Origin of the sequence: Roseateles sp. SL47, from assembly GCF_026625885.1 — a bacterium.
In the GTDB taxonomy this organism is placed as follows: domain Bacteria; phylum Pseudomonadota; class Gammaproteobacteria; order Burkholderiales; family Burkholderiaceae_C; genus Roseateles.
The window spans coordinates 6,167,860-6,192,016 of record NZ_CP113068.1 but is presented as its reverse complement, the minus strand read 5'-3'; the positions used below and the strand labels follow the sequence as shown (position 1 = coordinate 6,192,016).

Sequence of the window (24,157 nt, the reverse complement as noted above, 5' to 3'; positions counted from 1 at the left end):
ATGGCGCTCACATCCCGGGTGCAGGATTCGATGCCATTACGCCCGTCACCGCCCGTCACCGCCCGCCACCGCCCGCCACCGCCCGCCATGGCCGGTCGCGCCCCTCATCGCCGCTCACGCCCGTCCAGCCGCCCACGCCAGTGCCGCAGAAGCCGGCGTGGCCTGCACCGCCGCCACCTCCCCCGCGCCGCTCGGCGGCCGGATCGGAATCCAGACCTTGAAGGTGGTCCCCACGCCCGGGGTGCTTTCCACTTCAACGCGGCCCGCATGCTTCTGGATGATGGAGTAAGACAGGGACAAGCCCAGGCCGGTGCCTTTGCCGACCGGCTTGGTGGTGAAGAAGGGCTCGAAAATGCGGCGGCGCACGTCTTCCGTCATCCCGCTGCCGGTGTCCTCCACCTCGATCCGCACCCATTCGCCTTCCACGGCAGTGCGCAAGCGGATTTCCCCCCGCTGCGGAATCGCATGGGCGGCATTCACGATCAGGTTCATGAACACCTGATTCAACTGGGCTGCAATGCAGCGCACAGGAGGCAAATCCTCATAGTCTCGCTTGACCTCGGCTTTGTACTTCACCTCGTTCATCACCACATTGAGGGTGGAATCCAGACCCGCGTTGAGATTGGCGTCCTGCCACTCCGCATGGTCCACACGAGAGAAGTCTTTCAGATCCTGCACGATTTTCTTCACGCGGATCAGGCCGTCCTCGCTTTCGTCCAGCAGTTGCGGCAGGTCCTCTTTCACAAAGTCCAGGTCGATGCGCTTGTCCAGGTCTTTCAGGTCGCGCGCGGCGGGGTCGGGCAGGCTCTGGGGCGGCAGCTGGCGCAATTCATCCAGCAGCGCAAACACCGGCTCCACATAACCGCGCAGCGTGTGCAGGTTGGAGCTCACAAAGCCGATGGGATTGTTGATCTCGTGCGCCACACCGGCAGCGAGCTGGCCGATGGAGGCCATCTTCTCCGCCTGCAGCAGCTGGTTCTGGGCCTCTTCCAGCCGGGTGTTGGTGGACTTGATGCGCTCGAAGTTCTCTTCCAGCGCCATCTGTACACGGCGCTCTTCCGTGCGGTCCTGGAGCAACCACCAGGTGTGGGTGGTCTCCGCCTGTGGATTGGCCACGTAGGCAATCAACTGCACCCACAGCCGCTTGCCCTTGAGCGACACCAGCTCCATTTCATGGCGCAGGGAATCTCCGCGCTTCAGCACGGGCCCCGCCACCGCCAGCAGCGAACGCAGCGATTCCTCGTTCGGGAAAAAACGTCGCGTGGGTTGCCCGCCGGCCAGCTCATCACCCAGTTCAAACATCTCGGCAAATTTGCGGTTGCCTCGCTGAATGCGGGCCCCCTGGGTGGTGATGATGCCCACCGAGGCATTCTCCAGAAAGGCCTCCAGTTCATGGTGGGTCAGCAGCAGCTCGGCCGTGCGCTCCGCCACCAGGTCTTCCAACTCGGCGCGATGCCGGCGCAGCTCTTCATCCGAACGACGGCGCTGGGTCACATCCTGCAGGGTTTCGATGGCACCCACCACCTTGCCCTGTGCGTCAAGCAGCGGTGCTGCAGTGAAGAAGAGCCAGCGACCGCCGTCCTGCATGTCGGGGAAGTAAGACTCCACCTCGTAGGCGTTGTCAACAATGGCTGAGCGCCGGCAGGCACCGCCGTAGGCCCGCTCGTAATCCTCATGCGAGGCGCTATGGATGATCATGTCCGACAGAAGCGGGCGGCGTTCCTGATAGAACGCGGTCCAGGCTTCGTCGCTGCCGAGCATGTCCGTGCCGTCCCGCCCCGTCAGTTTGGCGCAGGCCGCATTCCAGTGGGTGACGCGGTGCTCCGCATCCAGGACGAAGCTGGCCACCGGACTGTTCTCGATGATCTGGTGCAGCACCCGCCCCACATTCAGCAGGCTGGTCTGCACAAAGCGCATGTCGCTCAAGTCCTGCAGCGTCATCACGTTGAAGGGGCGCGATTCGTGCACAAATGACCGTGCCGTCAATTCCAGCACCCGCACCACACCGCTGCCGGTCAAGGCCTCGATTTCCATGGCGGGCGCCAGTTGATCGGTTTGGCCCAACGCCGCGTGGGCGTAGTCGCGCAGCAGCGGCTGGTGCTCCGGCGTGGCCCAACCATCAAAACGCATGGTCGCCAGCTGGACATCTGAATAACCCAGCAGCCGCAGGCCCGCGCCGTTGGCATAGACCACGCGGGTGTCGTCATGCACCAGCACCGGCGTGGTCACGGCTTCCCAGGCGGCATAGAGCGCGGCCGGCAGCGCATCCGGCCAGACGGAGCCACCGGCGGCCGCTTCAGGCGCACCCGCGACGTCATCGGTGCCGGCGTCATCAGCGAACAGAAGGGTGTTCATTGTCTGACTTCGCTGGGGTCTTCCAGAATGAAGGAGCCGTCGTCCGCCCAGGTGACCTGGGTGAGGCCGGGCTCCAGCAGTTCCAGCCGCTTCAACTCGGCCTCCTGCGCCGTCAGCCGCCCCTGCTGCACCCGCACCTGGTCGGCCAGGCGCTGGTTCTCCATCATCAGGTGGCGCATCTGCAGCACCTGGCGGACGACACACAGCAGATCCAGGTCCACCCAGGGCTTGCCAACGAAGCGCACGATCCCGGCGTCATTCACGGCCCGCACCAGGGCGTTCATGTCCGTATACCCGGAGACGATCATGCGCTGGCAGTCGGGTTGCAGGTCTTTCAGGGCCGTGAGGAATTCCACCCCATTCATCTCCGGCATCCGGTAGTCTGAGATGGCCAACACATACACATGGCGCCGGGCTCGTTCCAAGGCTGCGGCGCCATGGGCACATTCATCCACCACATACCGGCCGCCGGACGCTGTCGTCAGGCCATGACGGAGCAGCCGGTTCAGCGCATGAAGAATTCCGGGCTCGTCATCCACGATCAGAACGCGCTCATCCATACAGGGCTCCTGTCACGCCGCCTGCGGCGTGGAAGTCTCGGGACCAACGGGTGCGCTGGCCTTGGCAGCCTCCTCGTCGATCCGGACGGAGAACGTCAGCTTCGCGCCCTCCCGGTTGGCAAACTCCCTGATCTGGCGGACCATCCGCGCATCAAACACGTGGCCTGCGGCCAGCAGCAAGGTGCCCTTGGGGGTGATCAGGTCCCGCGACAGCACCATGCCGGGCTGAATCTCATGCGCGCCCAGGTGCCGTTCATGTGCTTGATCCTGCGGTGCTTCGGCCAACGCCTTCTGCAGCGCCTCCACCACATCATGCTCATAGCGGGTGCCGGCCCCACCGCGGATCAACTGCACCGCCTGCGCGGGTGAGTAGCGCTGCTCTGCGAGACGGCCGCTGAGGGCGGAGCAATAGTCGCTCACGGCGCTCAGGACCTGAGCGTCCAAGGGCAGCGCTTCGGCGGAGAGCCCATCGGGGAACCCGTGGCCGTCAATGCGCTCATGTTGCCAGCGCACCAGTCGAGCCACGTGCTGCAGCTCGGCCAGCGGCAGCAGCGCGGCTTCGCCATTGAGCGGATGGCGGCGGTAGCGCGCCAGATCGTCCGCATTCATCACCGAGACCGGCTTGTGCAGCAGACTGTCCGGAAGGCCGATCTTGCCAATCTCATGCAGCAAGCCCGCGATATGCAGGTCCTCCTGCTGGCGCTGGGACAGGCCCAGATGCCGGGCCGATCGCCGTGCCAGGTCGGCCACCTGGCGTGAATAGCCGACCAGGCCTCCTTCGCGCAATTCCATCAGGCCGGAGAACACCTGGATGGACAACAGGAAATTCTCCTGGGCCTCGCTGAAGGAGCGCTCCAGCATTGCATTGACCTGCTCCAGTTCCTGTGTGCGTGCCCGCACCCGTTTGGTGAGATCTTCGTTCAGGGCCGCCAGCTCTTCGTTCTGGCGCGCGGTCAGGGCCAGCAGCGCCTGATTCTGCAGTGCCAGCCGGCGCCGCGAGATGGAATCCTCGATGGCGCCCAGCAGTTCGCGGTCATCCCACGGCTTGGCGATGTAGCGTTGGATCTGGCCGAGATTGACCGCCGCCACTGTCGTCTGGATGTCGGCATAGCCGGTCAGCAGGATACGGCCGACCTGGGGAAACGACTGATGGACCTTCTCCAGGAAGGCGGCGCCATCCATCTCCGGCATGCGCATGTCGGAGACCACCACATCCACCGGCTCCTGGGCCAGAAGCGCCAGGCCTTCGGCGCCACCGGACGCCAGAAGGACCCGATATCCCTGCGGCCGCACCAGTCGGCGCAAGGCGCTCAGGATGGAGGGTTCATCATCCACAAAGAGGACAACGGGCGGCTGGGCATCCGTATCCATGGGACTCTCCCGAAGGGACTTCTGTCGCCCAGTGTATGCCTCGATTCGGACGGATGCGGTGGAACGAAGTCCAACATCCCCGCCATTTCCTCACGGGATAGCGCCATCCCTTCATCCGTCGGCCAAAAGCCCCCTCCGATGGTCCGCCGGGTGTTCAGTCCGAGGCAGCGGGCGAACTGCTGGCAGAGGTCGTCAGCCATCCACTCAGCAGCTCGCCAGCGTCGGCCAGACGCAGTTCATCGACCCGCTCGCGCGCCTGGTCATAACGTTCCTGCCCCAGTTGCTGGCGCAGCGTCTGCGACAGGTGGTCGAACATGGCCAGCGCCTCGGACTGCTGGTCGCGCAGCAGCCGCAGTAGCGTGGGCACATCCGGTGAGGCGTCCACCGATGTCACGGTGGGGCTGGCGTCATCCGCCAGCCAGGGCGCGGCAGCAGCCTTCAGGGCGGCCAGTTGCTCGTTCAGCCGGATCACATGGCCCAGGGTGGTCTGCAGGTCGCCGTGGCGGCAGGCGGTCTCTGCGAGCGTTGCCGTGGCCGCAATCGCCACCGCACCGACATTGCCGGCACTGCCGCGCAGTTTGTGCAGACGGGCGGCCAGGGCGGGCATGCCCTCACCCGCCATGCTGGGCAGAGGCACGGACGGGTTGTCCTTCAGCAGCATGCCCAGCAGCGAGAGGAACAAGGTGTGGTCGCCGTCCAGGCGCTGCCGCACATCGGCGGTGTCGATGCCGGTGATCGTCGGCCAATCCCCCATCGGGTCCAGTGCCTCGGCGGCATCGGCATCGCTGGTCGGCGTGGCACTTCGCACCCGCTTCACATGTCGGCAGATGCAGTCGATGACTTCCCCGGGCTGGAAGGGTTTGACGATGAAGTCGTTCATGCCTGCAAAGCGGGCCTCCTGCCGCTGGCTGGCCAGGGCGCCAGCGGTGAGCGCCACGATGGGCAGGGCCTCCAGCCCCAGGTCCTGCCGGATCATGCGGGTGGCGGCCATGCCGTCCAGCACCGGCATGTGGATGTCCATCAACACCAGGTGGCACTGCTGCGCATGCTGGCGCAGGTAGTCCACCGCTTCACGCCCATCGGTGGCCAGTGCAACCGAGGCCCCGCAGGATTCGAGGATGCGCTTGGCCACTTCCAGATTGATTTCGCTGTCGTCCACCACCAGTACCGAAATGCCGGCCAGCGCATCCCGTGCGGTGGTGCTGGGAAGGACTGGCGCGGTGATCAGTGCTTCATCGGCCAGTTCAAACGGCAGCTCCACCCAAAAGCGGCTGCCCTGGCCCGTTTGGCTGGAGAAGCCCACCAGGCCGCCCATCAGCTCCGCCAGTTGCTTGACGATGGACAGCCCCAGGCCGGTCCCGCCGAAGCGGCGGGTGATGGAGTTGTCGCCCTGCGCAAATGGCTGGAACAGCACGCTCGCTGCCTCGGGGGCCACGCCAATGCCGGTGTCCTCCACTTCGAAGCGAATTCGAACCTGCCCTTCGGGTGCGGGCAGCAGCAGGGTGGAGAGCCGCACATGGCCGGCATCGGTGAACTTGATGGCGTTGCCCAGCAGGTTGGTCAGGATCTGATTGACGCGCAGGGAATCGCCGATCACCAGCGCTGGCAAGGGCTCCGGGACATGCTGCATCAGCAAGATGCCTTTTTGCTGGGCCTGCACCTTCATCACGTCGACGAGGTAGTCCACCAGCTCGGCCAGCGCAAAGGGCTGGGTCGAAATCCCCAACTCACCGGCTTCGATCTTGGAGAGGTCCAGCACATCGTTGATGATGCCCAGCAGATGCTGGCTGGCGCGGACCATCTTGGTCAGCAGCTCCTGCTGCTGCCCGTTCAGCCGGGTCTGCTCCAGCAGGAAGCCGAGGCCGATCAGTGCATTCATCGGCGTGCGGATTTCATGGCTCATGTTGGCCAGGAACTGGCTCTTGGCGCGGCTGGCCTGCTCGGCCGCCGTCTTGGCCTCCAGCAGGGCGCGTTCATGGCGTTGCTGTTCACTGATGTCGTGGGCGATGCCCAGGTAGCCAAGCAGCTCCCCGTTCTTGTCGTGCATGGCGGTGATGACCAAGGACACCGGCACCTGGGCGCCGTCCTTGCGCCGATAGGTCCAGACCTGCGCAATGCCGTGGGCACCCGGCTCGCGGAAGTATTGTTCGCCGCCGATACGGCGCCCTTGCGCCAGGCCCAGTTCACGGGCACGGGCCTTGATTTCCGCGGGCACATGCAGTAGGCCGGGCGTGGCCAGGCCGATGATTTCTGCGGCCTGGTAGCCCAGCAGCTTTTCGGCGCCGGAATTGAACACACGGATGATGAAATCGCGGTCGGTGGCGACGATGGACACCTCGGACGCAGATTCCAGCACCGTGCGCAGCAGCGAGGTGGCCTCCATCAGCTCCAGCTCCGCCCGCTTCTGGTCGGTGACATCCCAGTTCACACCGATCATGCGCCGTGATGCTCCCTCCGCACTGGGCTCTACCCGGGCGACGGCACGGATGTAGCGCACCTGTCCTTCCGGCCAGCGGATGCGGAACTCCATGTTGAAGTCCTGGCGACCATGCAGGCAGTCCTGCAGCCCGGCCTCCAGACGGTCGATGTCCTCGGGATGGATGCTGTTGCGCCAGAAGGCACCCCCTTGCAGCCCGAGGGCAGGGTCCAGGTGGTAGAGGCGGTACATGCGCTCATCCCAGGTGGAAGAGCCATCAACCAGGTCGTATTCCCACACGCCGATGCCCGCTGCACCGGTGGCCAGCGTCAGCCGTGCATGGCTGGCCGCAGCGTGCAAGCGGCTTTCCCGCAGCTCGGTGATGTCGTGCACCAGGACATAGAACCCCTGGACTTCTCCATCCACCACATCCGGCAGATAGTGCGCCAGGGAATGGCGCACGCCCGTTCCGTCGGGGCGGGGGATGCTGCGTTCGAAGGTTTGGGGTTCCCCGCGCAGGGCGGCTTCGACATGGCCGCGGTTGAGCTGGTAGAGGGATCCGAGCAATTCGGACATGGTCTTGCCGACCATGTCCTCGGCGCGCAGGTCGAACCAGTTGCGGTATGCCCGATTGGCAAAGCGGTTGCGCAGGTTCCGGTCCCAATAGCCCACCATTGAGGGCAGGGCATCCAGGATATTGCGCAAGTCGCGCTGCGCGGCCTGCAGGCTGGCCGTGCGTTCGCTGACCTTGTCTTCCAGCTGCCGTGTCAGGCGCTGGAGCTGGCGTTCGGCTTCCTTGGTATCGCTGATGTCACGCACTGTTTTCAACATGCCTGCCACGACGCCAGCATCGTTGCGCAGCGGGGTCATGGAAATGGCGACATCAAACTCGCGGCCCGCCCGGTCGCGGCGAACGGTGTCGTAGGTCGGCACCGGGCGCGCTTCCTTCAGGTGGGTGAGGATGGCCGCCGTGTCGGCTTCCCGCGAGGGCGGCACAATCAGCGCGTCCAGCGGCTGGCCAACGGCTTCCTGCAAGGTGTAGCCGAACATGCCGGTGGCGGCCGGGTTCCAGGAGGTGACGTGGCCGTCCAGTGAGACGCCGATCAGTGCATCCGCTGAGGCCTCCACCATCGCAGCGCGGCGGGCCTGCTCGGCGCGCAACTCCCTCTGCCGCATGCGCGCCTGTCCGTAGAACCAGGCGATGGCGGTGATCAGCAAGATGCCCAGCGTTGACTCCAGGGTCACCTCGGCCAGGGAGCGCAGGCCCAGCGAATTCACAAAGGCGGCGGTGGGCTCGATTTCCGCCTGCCAGCGGCGACCGTAGACATCCAGCATCAGGCGAGCGGCGGGTTTGCCGGTGAGGCCCTTGCCGTCTGCCCGGGTCGAAAAAAATGGGTCGGAATCTTCCTCGGCCAGCACGTCATCCAGATCGCGCAGTGCCAGGTCGTAAAACTCCGGCCGGCTGTCCAGATTGCTCAGGACATCGTCCACGCTGATGGGCGCATAGGACCAGCCCACGGTGGCCCGAATGCGCTCTTCCAACGTGAGCGGCGGCTGGTCGGTGCTGTAGATGGGCAGCAGCAGCAGGAACGACTGCCGCCGCTTGCCCAACGCCTGCACCAGTGTGATGGGGCGGGTGAGGATGGCCCGGGCTTCGGCCATGGACTGCATGGCCGCCTGGCGCCGCCGCTCTTCAGAGGCGATGTCCAGACCCACGGCGGCCGCGTTGTATTCCTGCGGCTCGATGTACTGGATGACAAACAGCTCGCCCGCGTTGGGGCTCAGCTGTCGCACTTCAAAAGCAGGCGCGCCGTCCCGCCGTGCGCTGAGGGCGAAGTCGTTGAGCTGGCTGCGTTGCACACGGCGGATGAAGCCAAATCCCCGAGCGCCCTGAAATTCCTTGTTGATGTCGCGGGTGAGCGCATATCGCCGGAAGTCTTCGCGGGTGATTCGATGCGTCCCGGCCGCAACGATGGCACCCCGAGCGCCGCGCAAGCCGTATTCATAGGTGCGCATGCGGAGTTTCACCTGTTGGGCCACCTCCTGGGCGAGCGCATGGCTGCGGCTGGCGATGGTGTCCTGGTTCTCGCGGTACTGCCACACCAAGGCCGTCGCTGCCAGGCCGATGCCCACGAGCAGCGCCCGCAGGGCATCTCGGGCCGCCAGAGACTTCCGGTCTTTCCAGAGGGCCTTGGGCATGGTGTCAGAGCGGCTGGACTGCCTCGGACAGTTGCAGCTCCAGCGTGAAGCAGCTGCCTTCGTTGGGGGTGCTGGTCACGATCAGGCGGCCGCCCATCGCATCGATCAGTTGGCGGGTCACCACCAGGCCCAGCCCGGTGCCAGGCAGGTGGCTGCCCTGCAGCCCCAAGCGGTTGAAGGGCTCGAACAAGTGGGAGATCTGTTCCTCGGTCATGCCGATGCCGGTGTCGGCGATCGAGATTTCCAGGTGATCGTTGAGGACCCTGAGCGTGACGGACACCCGTCCTCTGCGTTTGTTGTATTTGATGCCGTTGCTCAGCAGATTGACCAGGCACTGGCGGAGCCGGTTGCCATCGCCCAGGGCCAGCAGACCGGGCGGCATCTGATCGTCGTGGGTCAGGCTGATGCCCATCTGCTCGGCCAGTCCGGCGGTGGTCTGCAGAGCGCTGTCGAGCGTGCCCTTCACATCGACCGGGCCACGCTGCACCGAGAGCTGGCCCAGTTCGAAATGCCCCAGCGCGCTCAGGTCGTTCATCAGCGTGGAGAGCTGGGTGCATCCGGCTTCGATCATCGCCACCCGCTGCGCCTGCCCCGGTGTCAGCGGCGATGACCGATCACTGGCCAACAATTGGGCGAAGCCCAGAATGCAATTGAGCGGGTTCCCAATCTCATGGGCCACGTAGGAAATCATCAGCGCCTTGGTCTTGTTGGCCGCCTCGGCCGCAGTGCGGGCGCTGGATTCGGCGGTCAGACGCTCCCGGTCGGTCAGGTCGCGGCACATCAGCGTGGTCAGCCTCAGGCTGCCGTCGCCCACCGTGGAGATGGAGACCTCGGCAGGGATCCGGGTGAGATCTGGACGGGTGATCAGCACCCGCTGCCCGGACGTCGGCAGCGTCAGGTCCAGACCATGCAGGCGCTCGGTCAGCACATCGCTGGCCGGCCGGCCCGTGGCGGTCAGCGGATCCATGTCCAGCAGGCGACCGGCGGCCGCGTTCATCAGCGCAATGTCGCCGGCCGCATTGATGGTGATGATGCCGTCCGAGGCCCCTTCCACCACAGCGGCCAGCCGGTCGGCCTGCAGCCGCTGGCCCTGGGAAGCCGCCATGGCCAGTTCGATGTCGGTGCGTCGTTTCAGCTCCAGCAGGTTGCGCACCCGCGCCTTGAGTACCGCGCTGGAGAACGGGCGGGCGATGATGTCGGCGGCGCCCAGGGCCAGGGCGCGTGATTCGTCGAAGCTGTCGGCCTGGCGGCTCACGAACACGATGGGGACGTGGTTCAGGCCGGGGGCTGCCTTGAGCAGGCGGCACAGGTCGAAACCCTGTTCGTCCTTGCCGGTCGGTGAGCTGTCCACCAGCACGAGGTCCGGACGCCAGGAGCGCACCAGCACCATGATCATGACCAGGTCGCGCGGATCGGCGGTGCGGACCTCTCCGATGCCTTCCAGCGTCTCATGCAGGGCCGCCACCTCCTGCGGGTCGCTGCCCACCACCAGCAGGCGGGCGGGCCCGGCACGCAGCACCTCCGGTTCATGCATCGCGGCGTGAGTGGCCTCGGCCTTGGCGCGTTCCACCTCCGCCACGGTCCGTAGCACGGCGGCTACACGCGCCTGCAGTTGCTCCGCAACGATGGGCTTGGTGACGAAATCGGCGGCGCCCAATTGCAGGGCTTCCAGGCGGGTGGCTTCCGACTCGTCACTGGTGACAAAGAGCACTGGCACATGGGCCAGCAAGGAATCATTCTTGACCAGCGAACACAACTGGGTGCCGGACATGCCCGGCATTTCCATGTCGATCAGCATCAGGTCCGGGCAGCGGGTGTGGGCCAGTGACAGCGCCTGTTCACCGGAAATCGCCAGTCGCTGGTCGGGATACGTGCCCAGGACCTTGCTCAAGACGCGCAGCGTGGCTGCGTCATCGTCCACCAGCAACAGAGACCTCTGTTTCGCCATAGCCCCCCCCGACGGCACCCTCGTGTGGGACGGAGACTTCCGATTTCATGGACTCGGAATGCCCCGCCCACTGGTGCTCATGCTAACGTTAAATGCTGACGGGTGTGACGCTGAATGGCGCCTGCTGGTGACTGATGGCGCTGGTAGGCCTGCGGGCTCATTTGAACGCCCGGAAAGCGTCCAAAGCGTCCAAAGCGTCCCAAGCATCCATAGCGTCCAGAACGAGTCCAACAGGCATTCAGAAGTCGTTCAGAAGTTGTTCAGAGCGCGTTCATAGACTTTCATGGACGTTCACAAGGCGTTCCACACATCAAGCCGGTTCCGCGTCCAGCTTGAATGCGCTCACCGCATCCACCAGCAATCTTGCCTGCTGGCTGAGACTGTCCGCCGCAGCGGCCGATTCCTCGACCAATGCAGCGTTCTGTTGTGTCGTCTCGTCGAGTTGCGCCACCGAGCTGTTGATCTGGATGATGTCCCGGCTCTGTGCCTGGGATGTCTGTCCCAACTCGCTGATCAGCCCCACCACCCGTGCCACCTGGTCCCGAATCTCCTGCATGCTGGTGCCGGCGCTGTCCACCAGGCGGGACCCCGCTTCCACCGTTTCCACATTACTGGTGATCAATTGCTTGATTTCTCGCGCGGCTGTGGCTGAGCGTTGCGCCAGACTGCGGACTTCACTGGCGACGACTGCAAAACCGCGGCCGGCTTCACCAGCGCGTGCTGCCTCCACAGCAGCATTCAAGGCCAGAATGTTGGTCTGGAATGCAATGCCGTCGATGACAGTCACAATGTCGCTAATTCGCTGGCTGGCCTGGTTGATATTTGTCATGGTGTGAATCACATTGCCCATGACTTCTGCGCCGCGCTCGGCCGCCCGGTTGGCCGCGCTGGCAAAGTCCGTGGCTTCTCGGGCGGTTTCGGCACTGTGAGTCACGGTGCCGGAGAGCTGCTCCATCGAAGCGGCGGTCTGCTGCAGGCTGGTGGCCTGGCGTTCGGTGCGCTGGGAGAGATCTCCGTTGCCCACGGCAATCTGGCCGGCCCCGGTGGCCACCGAGTCACTGCTGCTGCGCACCACCCCTACCAGCCGGCGCAGGGCGTCCTGCATTTGCTGCAGCGAGAGCATCAACTGACCCACCTCATCCCGGGACTCCGCCTGGATGTGGCTGCTCAAGTCGCCCTTGGCAATGCGTTGGGTGATGTGCATGGCGGCCAGTAATGGCCGGGTGACACTGCGGGCCATCCATCCCGCAATGCTGCCCCCCAGCACCGCAGAGAGCGACAGCAGCGCGATCATCGACCATGCGGCGCGTTCGATGGTCTGGTCCGCATTGGCGCGGGCCTTTTCCATGGCGGAACGCTGTATGTCAATCAATTCATCCAGGGCGCCGAAATACGCCCCTTGTGTCTGGCTCACTTCCCCCACCAGCAGGTCACGGGCGGCTTCATTGTTGCCTTCCATGCCCAGCTTGATGGCCGGATTGATGGCCTTGACATAGGCTTCCCGGGTGGCGGTGACGCGTTCCAGCACTTCGCTGCCCGCCTGTTCCGCCAATTGCGCCTGCAATTGCTTGAGCAAATCCTGCGTGGAGCTTCGATTGGCGTCAATCAAGGCCTTTTCGCGCTGCTTGGCGGCTGGATCGGTGAGCATGGCGATGTTGCGGGCCACGCGCGCCGTGGTGTTGACGTTATCCTTCAAATTGGTGAGGAGTGTCACGATCACCAGATGCTTGGTGGTGAGCTCATTCATCTCCTCGCCCACTTGCTTGAGCGCCACGCGGCCGAATCCAGCCACCGCCATGCTCATCACGATCAACAACGCAAAACCAAGGCGCATCCGGGTCGCAATGGACCGATCCTTCAATACCTGCATGTCATTCTCCCTGTCATCGACGGCAAAGCGCCGGAGAAGTTCCGGAGGGGATGGCGGCCGTCGTCTTCAGTCCCCTGAGCCATTGAACCTTGCAGGGCACGGCGTTTAAACGCCGATGCCGGGGCGGATCCTGATCTGTTGGATGCGTATCCTGATCCTGATTTCTGTTTTTGTCGCTATTCCCTACCGGGATTCAGCACTTTTGCGATGTCATTCGACAACTTTTGCACGGCTTCATTCAGCGACAGGGCGGTGTCCTGAAAGTCAGTGGCGTCTCCACCGGGCTGCTTGAGTGCAACTTCGAATTCCTGTAGGCGACGCGCCAGTTCACTGGCGCCAATGGCGGCGCAGGAGCCCCGCAGCGAATGGGCGGCCATGCGCCAGCGCTCCTGGCGCTGAAGTTCGGAGGCGTCGGCCAGATCCGGCACGCCATGGGCATAAGTGGCGGCAAACCGGTGCAAGACGCGTTCCAGAACATCCCGATGGCCCCCCACTCCCTGCAGGGCTGTGGGTACATCCACGCCGGGAATGGGAGGAATCTCTTCGGTGGCGGACGAGGTGGAGGGGCCAGAGGCGCCTGTGGGCGGCGTGGCAGTGGCCACGGCTCGTGCCGCTGCGGCTGCGGCTGCGGCTGCGGCTGCGCTCAGCTGGCGTTGCAGCACCTCGTAGAGCCGCTGCGGGTCCACCGGCTTGGCGATATGGTCATTCATGCCGGCATCCAGGCAGGCCTGTCGTTCTTCACCAAAGGCGTTGGCCGTCATGGCAATGATCGGCACGCCGGTGCCACCGGCCGCGCGGATCTGTCGTGTGGCAGTCAGCCCATCCATGATGGGCATCTGGACATCCATCAGGATCAGGTCGAAGTCGACCTGTCGGGCTCGGTCCACGGCACTGGCGCCGTCGCTGACGACATCCACCTGAAGCCCGGCCGAGGTGAGCAGCTCCTGGGCCACCTCCTGATTGATCGGGTTGTCCTCGGCGAGCAGGATGCGTCGTCCGGTGTGGCGGCTGCGCAGGACCTGGAGGGCATCGTCTTCCGGCAGGTGCAGCGAGGTGCCCGCTTCGGCAGGGGCGGGCCGTGCCGCGTATGGCTGTGCAGCAGAGGGGGCGGACGCACCGGTATCGGCGGTATCGGCGGTATCGCCGGTGGCCGGCCCGGCGGCGGGACGGGAGGACGATGTGGCAGCGGCAGCAGTGACGGCTTCGGCAGCGACCGAAGCTGCCACCGAGGGGGTGTTCTCCGGAAGATCCCCCATGGGCAAAGGATGCGGCGGTCGCTGTAAAGCGTCGGGCGCTGGTGCCAGCAGCCGGCCGATGGTGTCGAACAGCAGGGTGGGCGTGACCGGCTTGGACAGGACGGCGCCGAAGCCGACCTGCAGTGCCTGATCCCGGATGGCGTCCCCATCGTAGGCGGTGACCAGGATGCTGGGCGGCAGGTGGGGGCCCAGCACCTCGCTCAGCCGCGTGAGCGTGACCAGTCCATCCCACGGCACCATGCGCCAATCCACGATCAGCACATCGGCTGCCCGGCCCGCATCCACATCCACGCCGGCATGGCTGACGACGCTGGGGCCGGAGAGGTGGGCATCCACCGTCATGCCCAGCACCTTGAGCGCATCGCCGATGGCGTCCAGCGCCTCGGGCAGGTCGTCCACCACGAGCGCATGGCGGCCTTCCAGGCGTCCGCGCATCCGCTGCAGGTCGGACCGGTCCGCGCGGCCGGTCCAGACGGTGAACCAGAAGGTGCTGCCCCGTCCCGGCTGGCTTTCCAGGCCGACGCTGCCCTCCATCAGCTCGGTAATGCGTCGGGTCAGCGCCAGGCCCAGGCCGGTGCCCCCATAGCGGCGTGTGGTGGACACATCCGCCTGTTCAAAGGCGCTGAACAGGGCCCCTTGCCGCTCCGGTGCAATGCCGATGCCGGAATCCGTCACTTCAAAGCGAAGTTGCAGCCGGTCGCCCTGTTCCTGAAGCAGATGACCCTTGAGGCGCACCCAGCCGTGTTCGGTGAACTTCACCGCATTGGCCAGCAGGTTGATCAGCGCCTGCGCCAGGCGTTTGGGATCGCCCCGCATGTGCTCGGGCAGATGGTCGGTGTCCAGCACCAGCTCCAGCTGCTTGGTGGCGGCGTCGTTGCCCACCAGGTCCAGGACATTGGCCAGCAGTTCATCGCGCGAGAACTCGATGTCCTCCAGCAGCATCTTGCCGGCTTCGATTTTGGACAGGTCGAGGATGTCGTTGATGACCTGCAGCAGGTGTTGGGCCGCACGCTCGATCTTGGCCAGCCGCTCCTGCTGCAGCAGATCGACGCTGTCCCGACGCATCAGGTGGGTGAGGCCGATGATGGCATTCATCGGGGTTCGGATTTCATGGCTCATGTTGGCCAGGAAGGCGCTTTTCGCCCGATTGGCCACTTCGGCGGTCTCGCGGGCGTCGATCAGGTCCGCAGTGCGTTTGGAGACCAGATGCTCCAGCTCATCGGTGTGCTGACGCAGCTGTTCCTCAAAGTGCCGGCGTTGCACCTCCGCCCGGGCGACGCTGATGCCCAGCGACAGATCGTGGGAAGCCTCTTGCAGCACCTCCAGCGTGCTGCGGTCAAACACATGTTCTTCCCCGGAACAGATGTTCAGCACGCCAATCACCTGGCCATCCACCGCCAGCGGCAGCGACAAGGTGGCGAGGCATCCACGGCGCAGGGCGCCGGTGCGCCAGATCTTGTCCGCCGGGTGGCTGCTGCTGCGGGTCCAGACCTGCACTTCGTTGTCCCGCAGCGCGCGGCCCACCGGCCCGGTGCCGTCCTTGGCCAGATCCCAGGTGGCATACAGGGCTTGCAGCAGCTCCGGTTCCAGGGCATACATGGCCATCAGCTCGACCTGGCCGCCGTCGGTGGCATAACCCACCCAGGCGAGACGGAAGTTGCCGGCTTCGATGATGGCCTTGCACATCTGGTTCAGCAGGGCGGCTTCGTCATGTCGCTGCAGCAGGGTGCGGTTGCCGGCGGACAGGACACGCAGGGCACGATTGGAGGATTCAAGCCGCACTTCGCGCTCTTCGATCCTCACCGAGGATTCATCAATGGCCTGGGCCAGGCTGCCGATCTCGTCACCCGAATGCTGCATGCCGGTTCGCGCGCCCCGCTCGCCGGATCGCTGGCGCTGCACCACGGCCGCCAGATGCTGCAGCGGACGGACCATCCAGCGCTCCAATCCGATCAGCAGGGCTGCTCCGGTGGCCAGCAGCACCGAGAGCAACACACCGAAGGCCGCCAGGGCTTCGCGGCGGGCCGGTGCTTCGATCTGTTCCATCGGGGCGGCCAGCAGCAGCCGGTAGTGGCTGCCTGAGCTGCTGCGCAGCAGCGGCACCGACGCAAGCAGGCGGCGTTGCCCCGCCCGGTTGACGGCCTCAAACGCGCCGCTGCTGGCTTTGTTGATGACGGAGAGGACACTCCCCGGGATCGGCGTGCCTGTCCAGCCTTCCACATCCGGGTGTCGCGCCACGATCACGCCGCGGCCGTCGAGGACGGAGAGCACCTCGTCCGGCAGGCGGTCGGCCGCCGAGACGGTGCGGGTCAGCCATTTCATGTTCAGGCCGCCATAGTAGACAGCCACGACCGAGCCGTCCGCCGCCCGGCGGGACTTGCTGAGGGTGACCGTGGGTTTTCCGATGGTGCGGCTGACGGTGATGTCTCCCACCGCAATGTCCCGGGTGGTCAAGGCCCTCTGGAACCAGGCGCGGTCCGAAAAGTTCAGCGCGCGGCCGGGATCCACCGCCGAACACAGGCGGTTGCCCTGCGCGTCGGTGATGCCGAACTGGTCGTAATCGGATTCATTGGCCAGCAGCGCGGCGAGCTGCTTGTTGCAGGCCTCTATCGACGGACCGCTGCTGGGCAAGGGGCTGGCCATGAGTGCGTCCAGCAGTGCATCGGCGCGTTCCACCAGGATGTCCTGGCGGGCGGCCATCAGACTGACCCGCACCAGGTGGCTTTCTTCGGACGCACGCACCCGCGCCCGCCCGTCCACATACAAATGCCAGGCCAGCATTCCCCCCAGCACGGAGAAAGCAATCAGCGTCAGGCCGATGACACGGCTTCGAAGCGTGAGTCGGGTCACAGATATGGCGAAGCTACTGCTGGCCAAGTGCAGCCGGATTGATGATCCAGCAAATACAAGGGCGAGTCCAGCGTTTCCCGGCGGCCCCCCTACACTGCAGCGCTCGTCCTGCGTCCACCCCGCCGGCAATCACCCCGCTCGCCATCACCCCGCTCGCATTCACCCCGCTCGCATTCACTCCGCCGTATCGGCCGCTCCATGCCCAGCAAAAAGACCGCCACCTTCATCGGCCTGATCGCCGTCCTGCTGTGGAGCGCCTCGGTGGGGCTGATCCGAAGCGTCAGTGAAAGCTTCGGGGCCACTGGCGGTGCGGCGCTGATCTACACCGTGGCATCGGTCATCCTGCTGTTCACGTTGGGGCCAACCCGCATCTCCCAGTTGCCGCGGGCCTACCTGTGGGTGGGCGGGACGCTGTTTGTGGCCTATGAGCTGTGCCTCTCGCTGTCGCTGGGCCTGGCCAGTTCGGGGCGCCAGGCCATCGAGGTGGGCATGGTGAACTACCTCTGGCCCACCTTCACCATGACCGCTGCCATCCTGTTCAATGGCCAACGGTCCAATGCCTGGATCGTGCCTGGCTTTTTGCTCGGTGTGCTGGGCGTGTGCCGGGTGCTCGGCGGTGATCAAGGGTTGGATGTGCACCAGATGGTGGCCAACGTCCAGGGCCATCCGCTCACCTACGGCCTGGCCTTGGTCGGGGCGCTGCTGTGGGCGGCCTACTGCACTGTCACGCCCCGGATTGCCAAGGGTCAGAACGGCGTGACGCTGTTCTTCATGCTGTCGGCCGCAGCCCTGTGGATCAAGTTCTTGTGGGGCGAACAGCCCACCATGGCGGTGAACCTGCGCTCGGTCGGGTTCCTGGTGCTGGCATCGTCGGCCATGGCGTTTGGTTATTCGGCCTGGAATGTGGGCCTTCTGCGCGGTCATGTGACGGTGCTGGCCGGCGCTTCGTATTTCATTCCGGTGATGTCGGCCGCCCTGGCGGCGGCCCTGCTCAACGCGCCGCTGCCCTGGACGTTCTGGCAGGGCGCCGGCATGGTCTGCGCCGGTTCCCTGCTGTGCTGGGTGGCGACGCGCTGTGGTTCTACTCCAGCTTCTGATCCTCCTGCTTTGCATCCTGCATCGCCTCCGGCTCCAGCTCTTCGGCATAACGATTCAGGCGAATGAAGAGGCCCCACCCGGCCAGCAGGATGCCCACGGCCGTCACCATGGCGGCCGCATGCAGCAGCATCGTGGCCCCCTCATGGGAGGCACGGAAGGTGGCCACCAGGCCTTCGATGGCCAGGGCCACCACAATCACCACCATGAATCGGGACAGGAACCGCCGCACCCGCGTCGGCGCGCTGATGTGGGCGCTTCGGATGACCTCTTCCTCGGTGATGGTCTGGGCAATCTGGAGCGCCACCACGGCCGCCGCCAGCACGCCCATCGCTTCGATCACCCTGCGCGCTGCGTGATCGTTGAGGTCGGCGCTCAGCAGCTCCCATATGCCTTTGGCGGCGATGTAGAGCAGCAGCAAGGCCATGCAGACGAACAGCAGCGCCAGCAGGGCGTGGATGACGGAAAAGCTGCGCAGCAGTGCAGGCGCGGGCTCGGGTCCGGGCTCGATGTTGGAGGCCTTGCGGGAGGGGGCCTTCGGGGAGGGGGGGAGCGCAACTGGATTCATCCCGCGAGGCTAAAAGAGGACGCGTCCGTTGCGGGTAGGACATCGTGCCACAGCGGTGCCAGACGGGGCCGCGCGGGGCGCCGACCTTGAACCGAAGTTGAGCCGCAGTTGAGCCGACCTTGAGCCGGAGGGCTCAGCGCTCTGGGTCACCCCGGAGGATGAACTGGCGTCCATCTTCCAGCGCCACACGCACGGTGATCTGGCCGGCCTCGTTCACCGAGACGGGGTTCAGTGCGAAGTCACTGACGGTGCCGCCCAGAAGCGGGTCGCCCAGCCCCAGCAGACGGTCCCGCCGTGGATCGGGCCCGGTGTAGATGCCCAGTTGGCCGCCGTGCGGTGTGCCGTAGAACACCACCGGCCCCTGCTTGTTGATCAGGATGCCGCGAAAGCTTTCGAAGCCACCGCCATCGCAGTCACCGCCATCACCGCTGCGACCGCTGTTGTCACGGCTGCTCCGGTGGCCGCCCAGCAGGGGCGTGATGCCGGCTGTGCCCGATCCCCCGCGGGCATCGCCGAAAAACAGTGCTGGCTCTCCGTCCGCCGTGGTGGCGGCAAAGGCGATCTGGCCAAGGTCATTGAGGATCGTGAAGCGGGCCAGTGCGCTGATCTCACCGCCGGTGGTGATGATCGGGACCGGCGTTTGGCCCCCCCGCGCGAGGAAGACGCCCTGAAGCCCGTCGGACCGGTCGGCGCGGAAAGCGACATCGCCCGCAGCATTCACCACGGGAAGGCCGTCGAAGGCGGAGAAGCGCACGTTGCTGGCGCCGGCATTGGAAGCGTCAGGCCCGGCATCGCCATCGATGGGCTGAGAGGGGCGAGTGGCCGCGTCGCTGGTGTTGGCAGTCGGGGTGCTGGTCAGGGGGACGGCCTGGGTGCCGATCTGAGCAGTGCTGCGCCAGTGTCCGTCCTGCCAGACGCCGATGCTGGCCAGGCCCTGCGCAGAAGTGAATCGAAACGCCACTCCGCCGGATTCATTCATGGTGGGCCCCAGCGGCCCGATGCCGGTGAGCGGGCCGTCCACCGGTGTATGCAGCAGGCGGCCGTCCGGCTCCAGCATCACCACGGCATCGTGCCCGCGGGTCATGTGGGCGTAGATGCAGATCTGGCCGGCGCTGTTGATGTCCGGGTGGCTGGAAAAGCACTGGACCGGGCTGTTGGCGCTCACCGTGGTGGCCACGGTGGTGACGCCGCTGCCGTCATGGGTCAGCACGGCGGTGTGGCCATCCTCCAGGGTGGCCTGGAACGCCACCACGCCGGCATCATTGATGGAAGGCACGTAGGGCCGGAAGTCCTTGATGCCGGCGTTGTTCTGGGCGAGGACGGTCAGGCGGAGCGTGCGGGAGGGGAAGGGCATGGTGGGGGCAGCAGAGAACGGCTTCCCAGTGATCAGCTCGGCGCATGATAGCGGGACGCCCATCCAGCGCCGTCCCGCTTCCCGATCACTCCCGCTGCGGGCTCAGAACCGGTGCTCCAGCTCCACCCAGCCCTGCCGCCCATACGGGAAGTAGTAGCCCACCGGATAGAACGGCCAGGTGGCGCTGGGGTCCTTCCGAATCTTGTCGAACAGGTTGTTCACCGTCACGCTGACCGTGGTCTTGGGCGTCACCTGCCACGTCGTGCTGGCGTTGAAGTTCCAGTAGGCGGGCAGATAGCCTTCCTGATCCTCGCGCACGATCTTGCTGTTGCGCTGCGCCGCCAGCGTGTGGGTCCAGGCGCCGATCTTCCAGGTGAGGCTGGCGTCGAACTTGTTGCGCCAGTCGGTGAAGTCGGTGGTGCCCACCTGGTTGTAGTCGCGGTCATCGGCGGATTGCTGATAGCGATAGTCCCGCACCTCCGTGTATTTGCTGGTGAGCGTCCAGCGGCCCCAGTCCTGCGTGGTCCAGCTGTAGCGCGCGCCCAGGTCAAAGCCCCAGGTGGATTCCTTGGCCGCATTGATCGGATTGACGCGGATGAGGGTGACCTCGCCCGGCCGCACCAGCGCATCGGCCGGGTTGCGGGTCACGCGGCTGATGGCGTCCACGCACAGCGGCGATTGGGGATCGAGTTGACCCGTGCGGCAATCCGCCTCGTTGCGCAGCACCTGGTTGGCGTCGAGGTCGGTGACCAGATCATTGATGCGGATCTTCCACAGGTCCACCGACGCATCAAAGCTGCTGGTGGGCTGCCACACTGCGCCCAATCCCCACGAACGGCCCCGTTCCGACTTGAGATCCGACGAGCCGGTGCGCACGAAGTTGAAGCCGGGCGAGACATCCGCGTAGTCGCACTGGGCCAGTGGTTGACCGGCCTGGGCGCAGCGGTAGTAGTCGGTGGACGACGAGTAGTAGCCCCGCGTCTGCGCCGCAAACACGTAGTTCATGTCCGGCGCACGGAAGCTGGTGGACTGCTGGGCCCGCAGCAGCAGGGTGTCGATGGGGCGGAACTCCAGGCCCGCGTTGTAGGTGGTGCTGCCGTCGTTGCGTCCGGCGAAGTGGTAGCGGTCGTACCGCCCGGCCAGTGTGGCGGTGAGCTGGCGTGTGATGGGCGCATTCAGCTCCGCACCCACCGCAAAGCGGTCCCGTGTGCCGCGGATGTTGGGCGATTCGGAGGTGTTGTAGAACACACCGGTCCCCAGGCGCGGATCGGTGATGTTGGTGAAGCCCTGGGTGCCCGCTTCAGCCACCACGGCGGCGCGCAGCGGCCCGGCCGGCAGTTGCAGCCATTCACCGCTGGCGCTGGCGCTGACCTGTTGGTTCCAGCTGTTGTTGCGGCCCTTGCTCTTGCCCAGCACGCTGTTGAACTCCGCTTCGGTCAGCGGACGATACAGACGTGCAGGGTCCGCCGCGAAGATCGGCGTGCCGTCCGCCTCAGTGCCCAGTTGCGGCCCGAGGAAGAGGGTCTCCACGCTGGCCAGCAGGCGCGGGGTGGTGGTCTTGTTGAGGTAATACGCACTGGCAGCGGAGAGCTCAAAGGTCCAGGTCTTGCTCAGGTCGCCGCGCACGCCCACCACCACGTTGTGGGTGGAGTCCTGCCAGATGCGGTTGTAGCGGTCGATGTCGCCGATTTCCTCCGGCGAGATGCGGCGACTCCAGGTCTCCAGCAGGCCGGTGGTGGCATTGCGGAAATAGCCCAGCCCGGCCGCCTGCGAGGTCCAGCTCGGGCCGCGGGTGTTGTTTTCGGTGTGGGCCCAGCCGAACTGGCCTTCGGCAAACAGCTCCAGGCCGTTCTCCAGCGCATAGGTCAGGCCACCGGCCGCCTGCACGCTGCGGTTGCCGGTCTGGGTGGTCCAGAAGCTGGGAGAGGTGCGGCCGCTGCCGCAATACACACCGGTGCGGGAGGTGTAGGCCGAGGTGGAACCCTCAAAGAGCCCGCTGCTGCTGTCACAACCGTCCTCCGGGGCCAGATAGCGGCCGGTGCTGGCATTGCGCCGGCCGATCACCACACCGGGGGCCGCCCCTTGTGTGGTGGTGTCGGACATGAAGTCGCGCTGGCGGCTCCAGATGGGTTGGCGTCCGCTCAATTCCACACCCAGGACGCCGCTCAGCCGGCCGGACTGGAAACCGCCGGTGACCTGGGCGCGAGCGTTCTCACCGCCGCCGCGTTCGGTCGCCCCGGCGCGCAGGTTCACGGTAACGCCTTCCACCTGCTTCTTCAGCACGATGTTGACCACACCCGCGATGGCATCGGAGCCGTAGACGGCCGAGGCCCCGCCGCTCAGCACCTCGATGCGGTCGATCAGCGCCGAAGGGATGTTGGCGATGTTCACGAAGTTGACCGAGCCGTTGTAGGGGCTGGGGTAGTCCGCCACACGTCGGCCATTGACCAGCACCAGGGTGTGGTTGGGGCCCAGGCCCCGCAGGCTGATGGCATTGGCCGCCGGGGTGAAGGTGTTGCCGAAGTCCTCGCCCTGGGTGAAGCCGGTGTTTTCGGTGAGGCTGCTCAGCGCATCGGAGACATTGCGGTAACCGAGACGGTCCAGGTCATCCCCCTTGAGCACGGTCACCGGGCTGGGACCCTCCTTGCTGATGCGGGAGATGCGCGAGCCGGTGACGACCACCTGCGGCAGGGCGTTGTTGGCGCCCTGGGCTTCGGTCTGAGCGGACGGAGCGGCCGGGCTAGCCGCCGGGGCGGTGGTCGAGCTCGTGGCGGGGCCGGAGGCAGCGCGGGCCGGAGGGCTGGCCGTGGTGGTGGTGTCCTGTGCCAGGGCGGACTGCGCCCATGCAGCGGACAAGGCGGCAGCGAGTGCGCTTGTGCGGAGCGCACATGCAACGGTCGGATTCAAGGGCATTCCTTCTTTGTGCGGGTGGGCAGCGCCACGCGGGTGCCGCCGGTGGGGCACCGGGTCTTGTGGGCCCCGTGCCAGGAGCGCCGCACTCTAGGAAGTCATGTCCTCAAGGTGAAGGAATCGTTTCTGATTTATTTATTGCCAGCGGTTAGAAGCCAGCAGCCAACGGGCCTGGACGGGGCTCAGGAGTCCGAAGGTGGGCGCTTTCGCAACAGTCGGTCGGCCACGCGGGCGGCGGTTCTGGCGCTTTCAAGCGCTGCTCGGGAGGCCTGGTCCAGCACCTGCCCGCCCTGGAGTCGCACCTGTTCTGCATCTGGCAGGCGCTCTTGGGCCCAGTCCGCCGCCTTGCGTGCGGCCTGAAGGGTTTGCTGGGCGGCTTCTGTGGCAGAGCGGCGCACGGTGTCTGCGCTGGGCAGGCGCTCCTGGGTCCATTCGGCGGCTCGGCGAGCAGCCTCCAGCGTCTGCTGCACGGCTTCTCCGGTGGTGGTCTTCACCGCCTCTGCACTCGGCAGGCGCTCCTGGGTCCAACTGGCTGCACCGGAGACCGCCGTGCGCATCTGGCCAGCCGCGCCGCCAGCCAGCGCCAGGGCCTGGGTCCAGGCCTTGGTCAGTTCGCCGGGGGGCGTGGTGCGCAGCAACTGCACCGTGCGCTCCAGCGCTTCGGTGTCCTGCGGGGTCAGGGGGCCGGCCGCTTCCAGCATGGACCGCAAAAAAACCGCAAGATCGTCCACGATGGCCTGGTGGTTGCAGTCCGGATTCATCCGCAGGAATTCCGCGCCTTCGATGGCCATGGCCTCCAGCGAGGCATCCGCCAGGCGCAGTTCCACCGCCTGGACGGCCTGCTCCACAAAGGGCTGCCCCAGGCCCCAGTCGCGCACCAGATGGTGGATGAGGAAGTCCCGTTGCTGAGGTGCCACCGTGCCGTCCCGCGCCGCCAGCCGCAGCGACAGCGGGGCGATCAGGTCGAACAGGGCCAGGCCCAGCGTGTCCAGCGGCGTGTTGAGGTACTTGGGAATCTCGATGACCCGCTGGCCCTTGGTGTTGCCCAGCAGCCGGTAAAGCCCGTAGCAGGCCCCACCGGAGGCGAGCGCCGCAAATGCCACCCAGCCCAGCGGTGTGGCGGAGGCGCCCAGCACCGACGCGACCATGCCGGACTTGGCCACGGCCGCGCCTGCACCCGCCGCCCCCAGCACATCCCAGACCTCGCGGGTGCGGTTGATCATGCGCAGAGAGACGTAGGCATCTTCACCAATCGCCAGCCGGGCCTTGAACTTCAAGGGCTCGGCCACGACCTCGTGAACGCCTTCAAACGACGGGGGCGGGAGCAGCAGCGGTGGCGGCGTGGACGGCGTGGACGGCGTGGACATGGGCGACTCCTGGTGAAGTGTCACGGGAGAGTCTAGTG

General features: G+C 65.8%; 12 protein-coding genes. 1 reads left to right on the top strand and 11 read right to left on the bottom strand.

What is annotated here, in order from left to right:
* Positions 1–114 precede the first annotated feature (114 nt).
* The 7 genes from OU995_RS26740 to OU995_RS26710 all read right to left on the bottom strand — a co-directional run bounded on the left by OU995_RS26740 (position 115) and on the right by OU995_RS26710 (position 16,825).
* Positions 115–2,355 carry an ATP-binding protein gene (locus tag OU995_RS26740; RefSeq protein ID WP_267833193.1) on the bottom strand — a complete coding sequence of 747 codons (2,241 nt, stop codon included), beginning with the start codon at positions 2,353–2,355 and terminating at the stop codon, positions 115–117.
* The gene (locus tag OU995_RS26735; RefSeq protein ID WP_267833192.1) at positions 2,352–2,915 is read right to left on the bottom strand and encodes a response regulator; all 564 of its coding nucleotides are present in this window, start codon (positions 2,913–2,915) and stop codon (positions 2,352–2,354) included. Before OU995_RS26735 ends, OU995_RS26740 begins: the two co-directional genes overlap by 4 nt.
* Positions 2,916–2,927: 12 nt before the next feature.
* The gene (locus OU995_RS26730; protein WP_267833191.1) at positions 2,928–4,286 is read right to left on the bottom strand and encodes an HD domain-containing phosphohydrolase; all 1,359 of its coding nucleotides are present in this window, start codon (positions 4,284–4,286) and stop codon (positions 2,928–2,930) included.
* A gap of 154 nt (positions 4,287–4,440) precedes the next feature.
* On the bottom strand, positions 4,441–8,901 hold the full coding sequence (locus tag OU995_RS26725) for a PAS domain S-box protein (RefSeq protein WP_267833190.1): 4,461 nt from the start codon (positions 8,899–8,901) through the stop codon (positions 4,441–4,443).
* Between the two features lie 4 nt (positions 8,902–8,905).
* Positions 8,906–10,849, bottom strand: a complete 1,944-nt coding sequence (locus tag OU995_RS26720; RefSeq protein WP_267833189.1) for a response regulator — start codon at positions 10,847–10,849, stop codon at positions 8,906–8,908.
* A gap of 310 nt (positions 10,850–11,159) precedes the next feature.
* On the bottom strand, positions 11,160–12,719 hold the full coding sequence (locus OU995_RS26715) for a methyl-accepting chemotaxis protein (protein WP_267833188.1): 1,560 nt from the start codon (positions 12,717–12,719) through the stop codon (positions 11,160–11,162).
* 176 nt (positions 12,720–12,895) lie between these two features.
* Entirely contained in the window at positions 12,896–16,825 is a 3,930-nt protein-coding gene (locus OU995_RS26710) for a response regulator (protein WP_267833187.1), read from the bottom strand.
* Positions 16,826–17,023: 198 nt separating this feature from the next.
* Between OU995_RS26710 and yddG the strand changes: the two genes are divergently transcribed.
* Positions 17,024–17,989 carry an aromatic amino acid DMT transporter YddG gene (yddG, locus tag OU995_RS26705; RefSeq protein ID WP_267833186.1) on the top strand — a complete coding sequence of 322 codons (966 nt, stop codon included), beginning with the start codon at positions 17,024–17,026 and terminating at the stop codon, positions 17,987–17,989.
* On the opposite strand, the gene OU995_RS26700 is transcribed toward yddG, so the two are convergent.
* From OU995_RS26700 to OU995_RS26685, 4 genes are all read right to left on the bottom strand, one after another.
* Positions 17,907–18,347, bottom strand: a complete 441-nt coding sequence (locus OU995_RS26700) for a hypothetical protein (protein ID WP_267836396.1) — start codon at positions 18,345–18,347, stop codon at positions 17,907–17,909. The genes yddG and OU995_RS26700 overlap by 83 nt on opposite strands.
* A 274-nt stretch (positions 18,348–18,621) precedes the next feature.
* Positions 18,622–19,842, bottom strand: a complete 1,221-nt coding sequence (locus tag OU995_RS26695; RefSeq protein WP_267833185.1) for a choice-of-anchor tandem repeat NxxGxxAF-containing protein — start codon at positions 19,840–19,842, stop codon at positions 18,622–18,624.
* A gap of 102 nt (positions 19,843–19,944) precedes the next feature.
* The gene (locus OU995_RS26690; RefSeq protein WP_267833184.1) at positions 19,945–22,749 is read right to left on the bottom strand and encodes a TonB-dependent receptor plug domain-containing protein; all 2,805 of its coding nucleotides are present in this window, start codon (positions 22,747–22,749) and stop codon (positions 19,945–19,947) included.
* Positions 22,750–22,934: 185 nt separating this feature from the next.
* A complete protein-coding gene (locus OU995_RS26685) occupies positions 22,935–24,119 on the bottom strand; it encodes a hypothetical protein (RefSeq protein ID WP_267833183.1) in 1,185 nt (394 codons plus the stop codon).
* Positions 24,120–24,157: the final 38 nt, after the last annotated feature.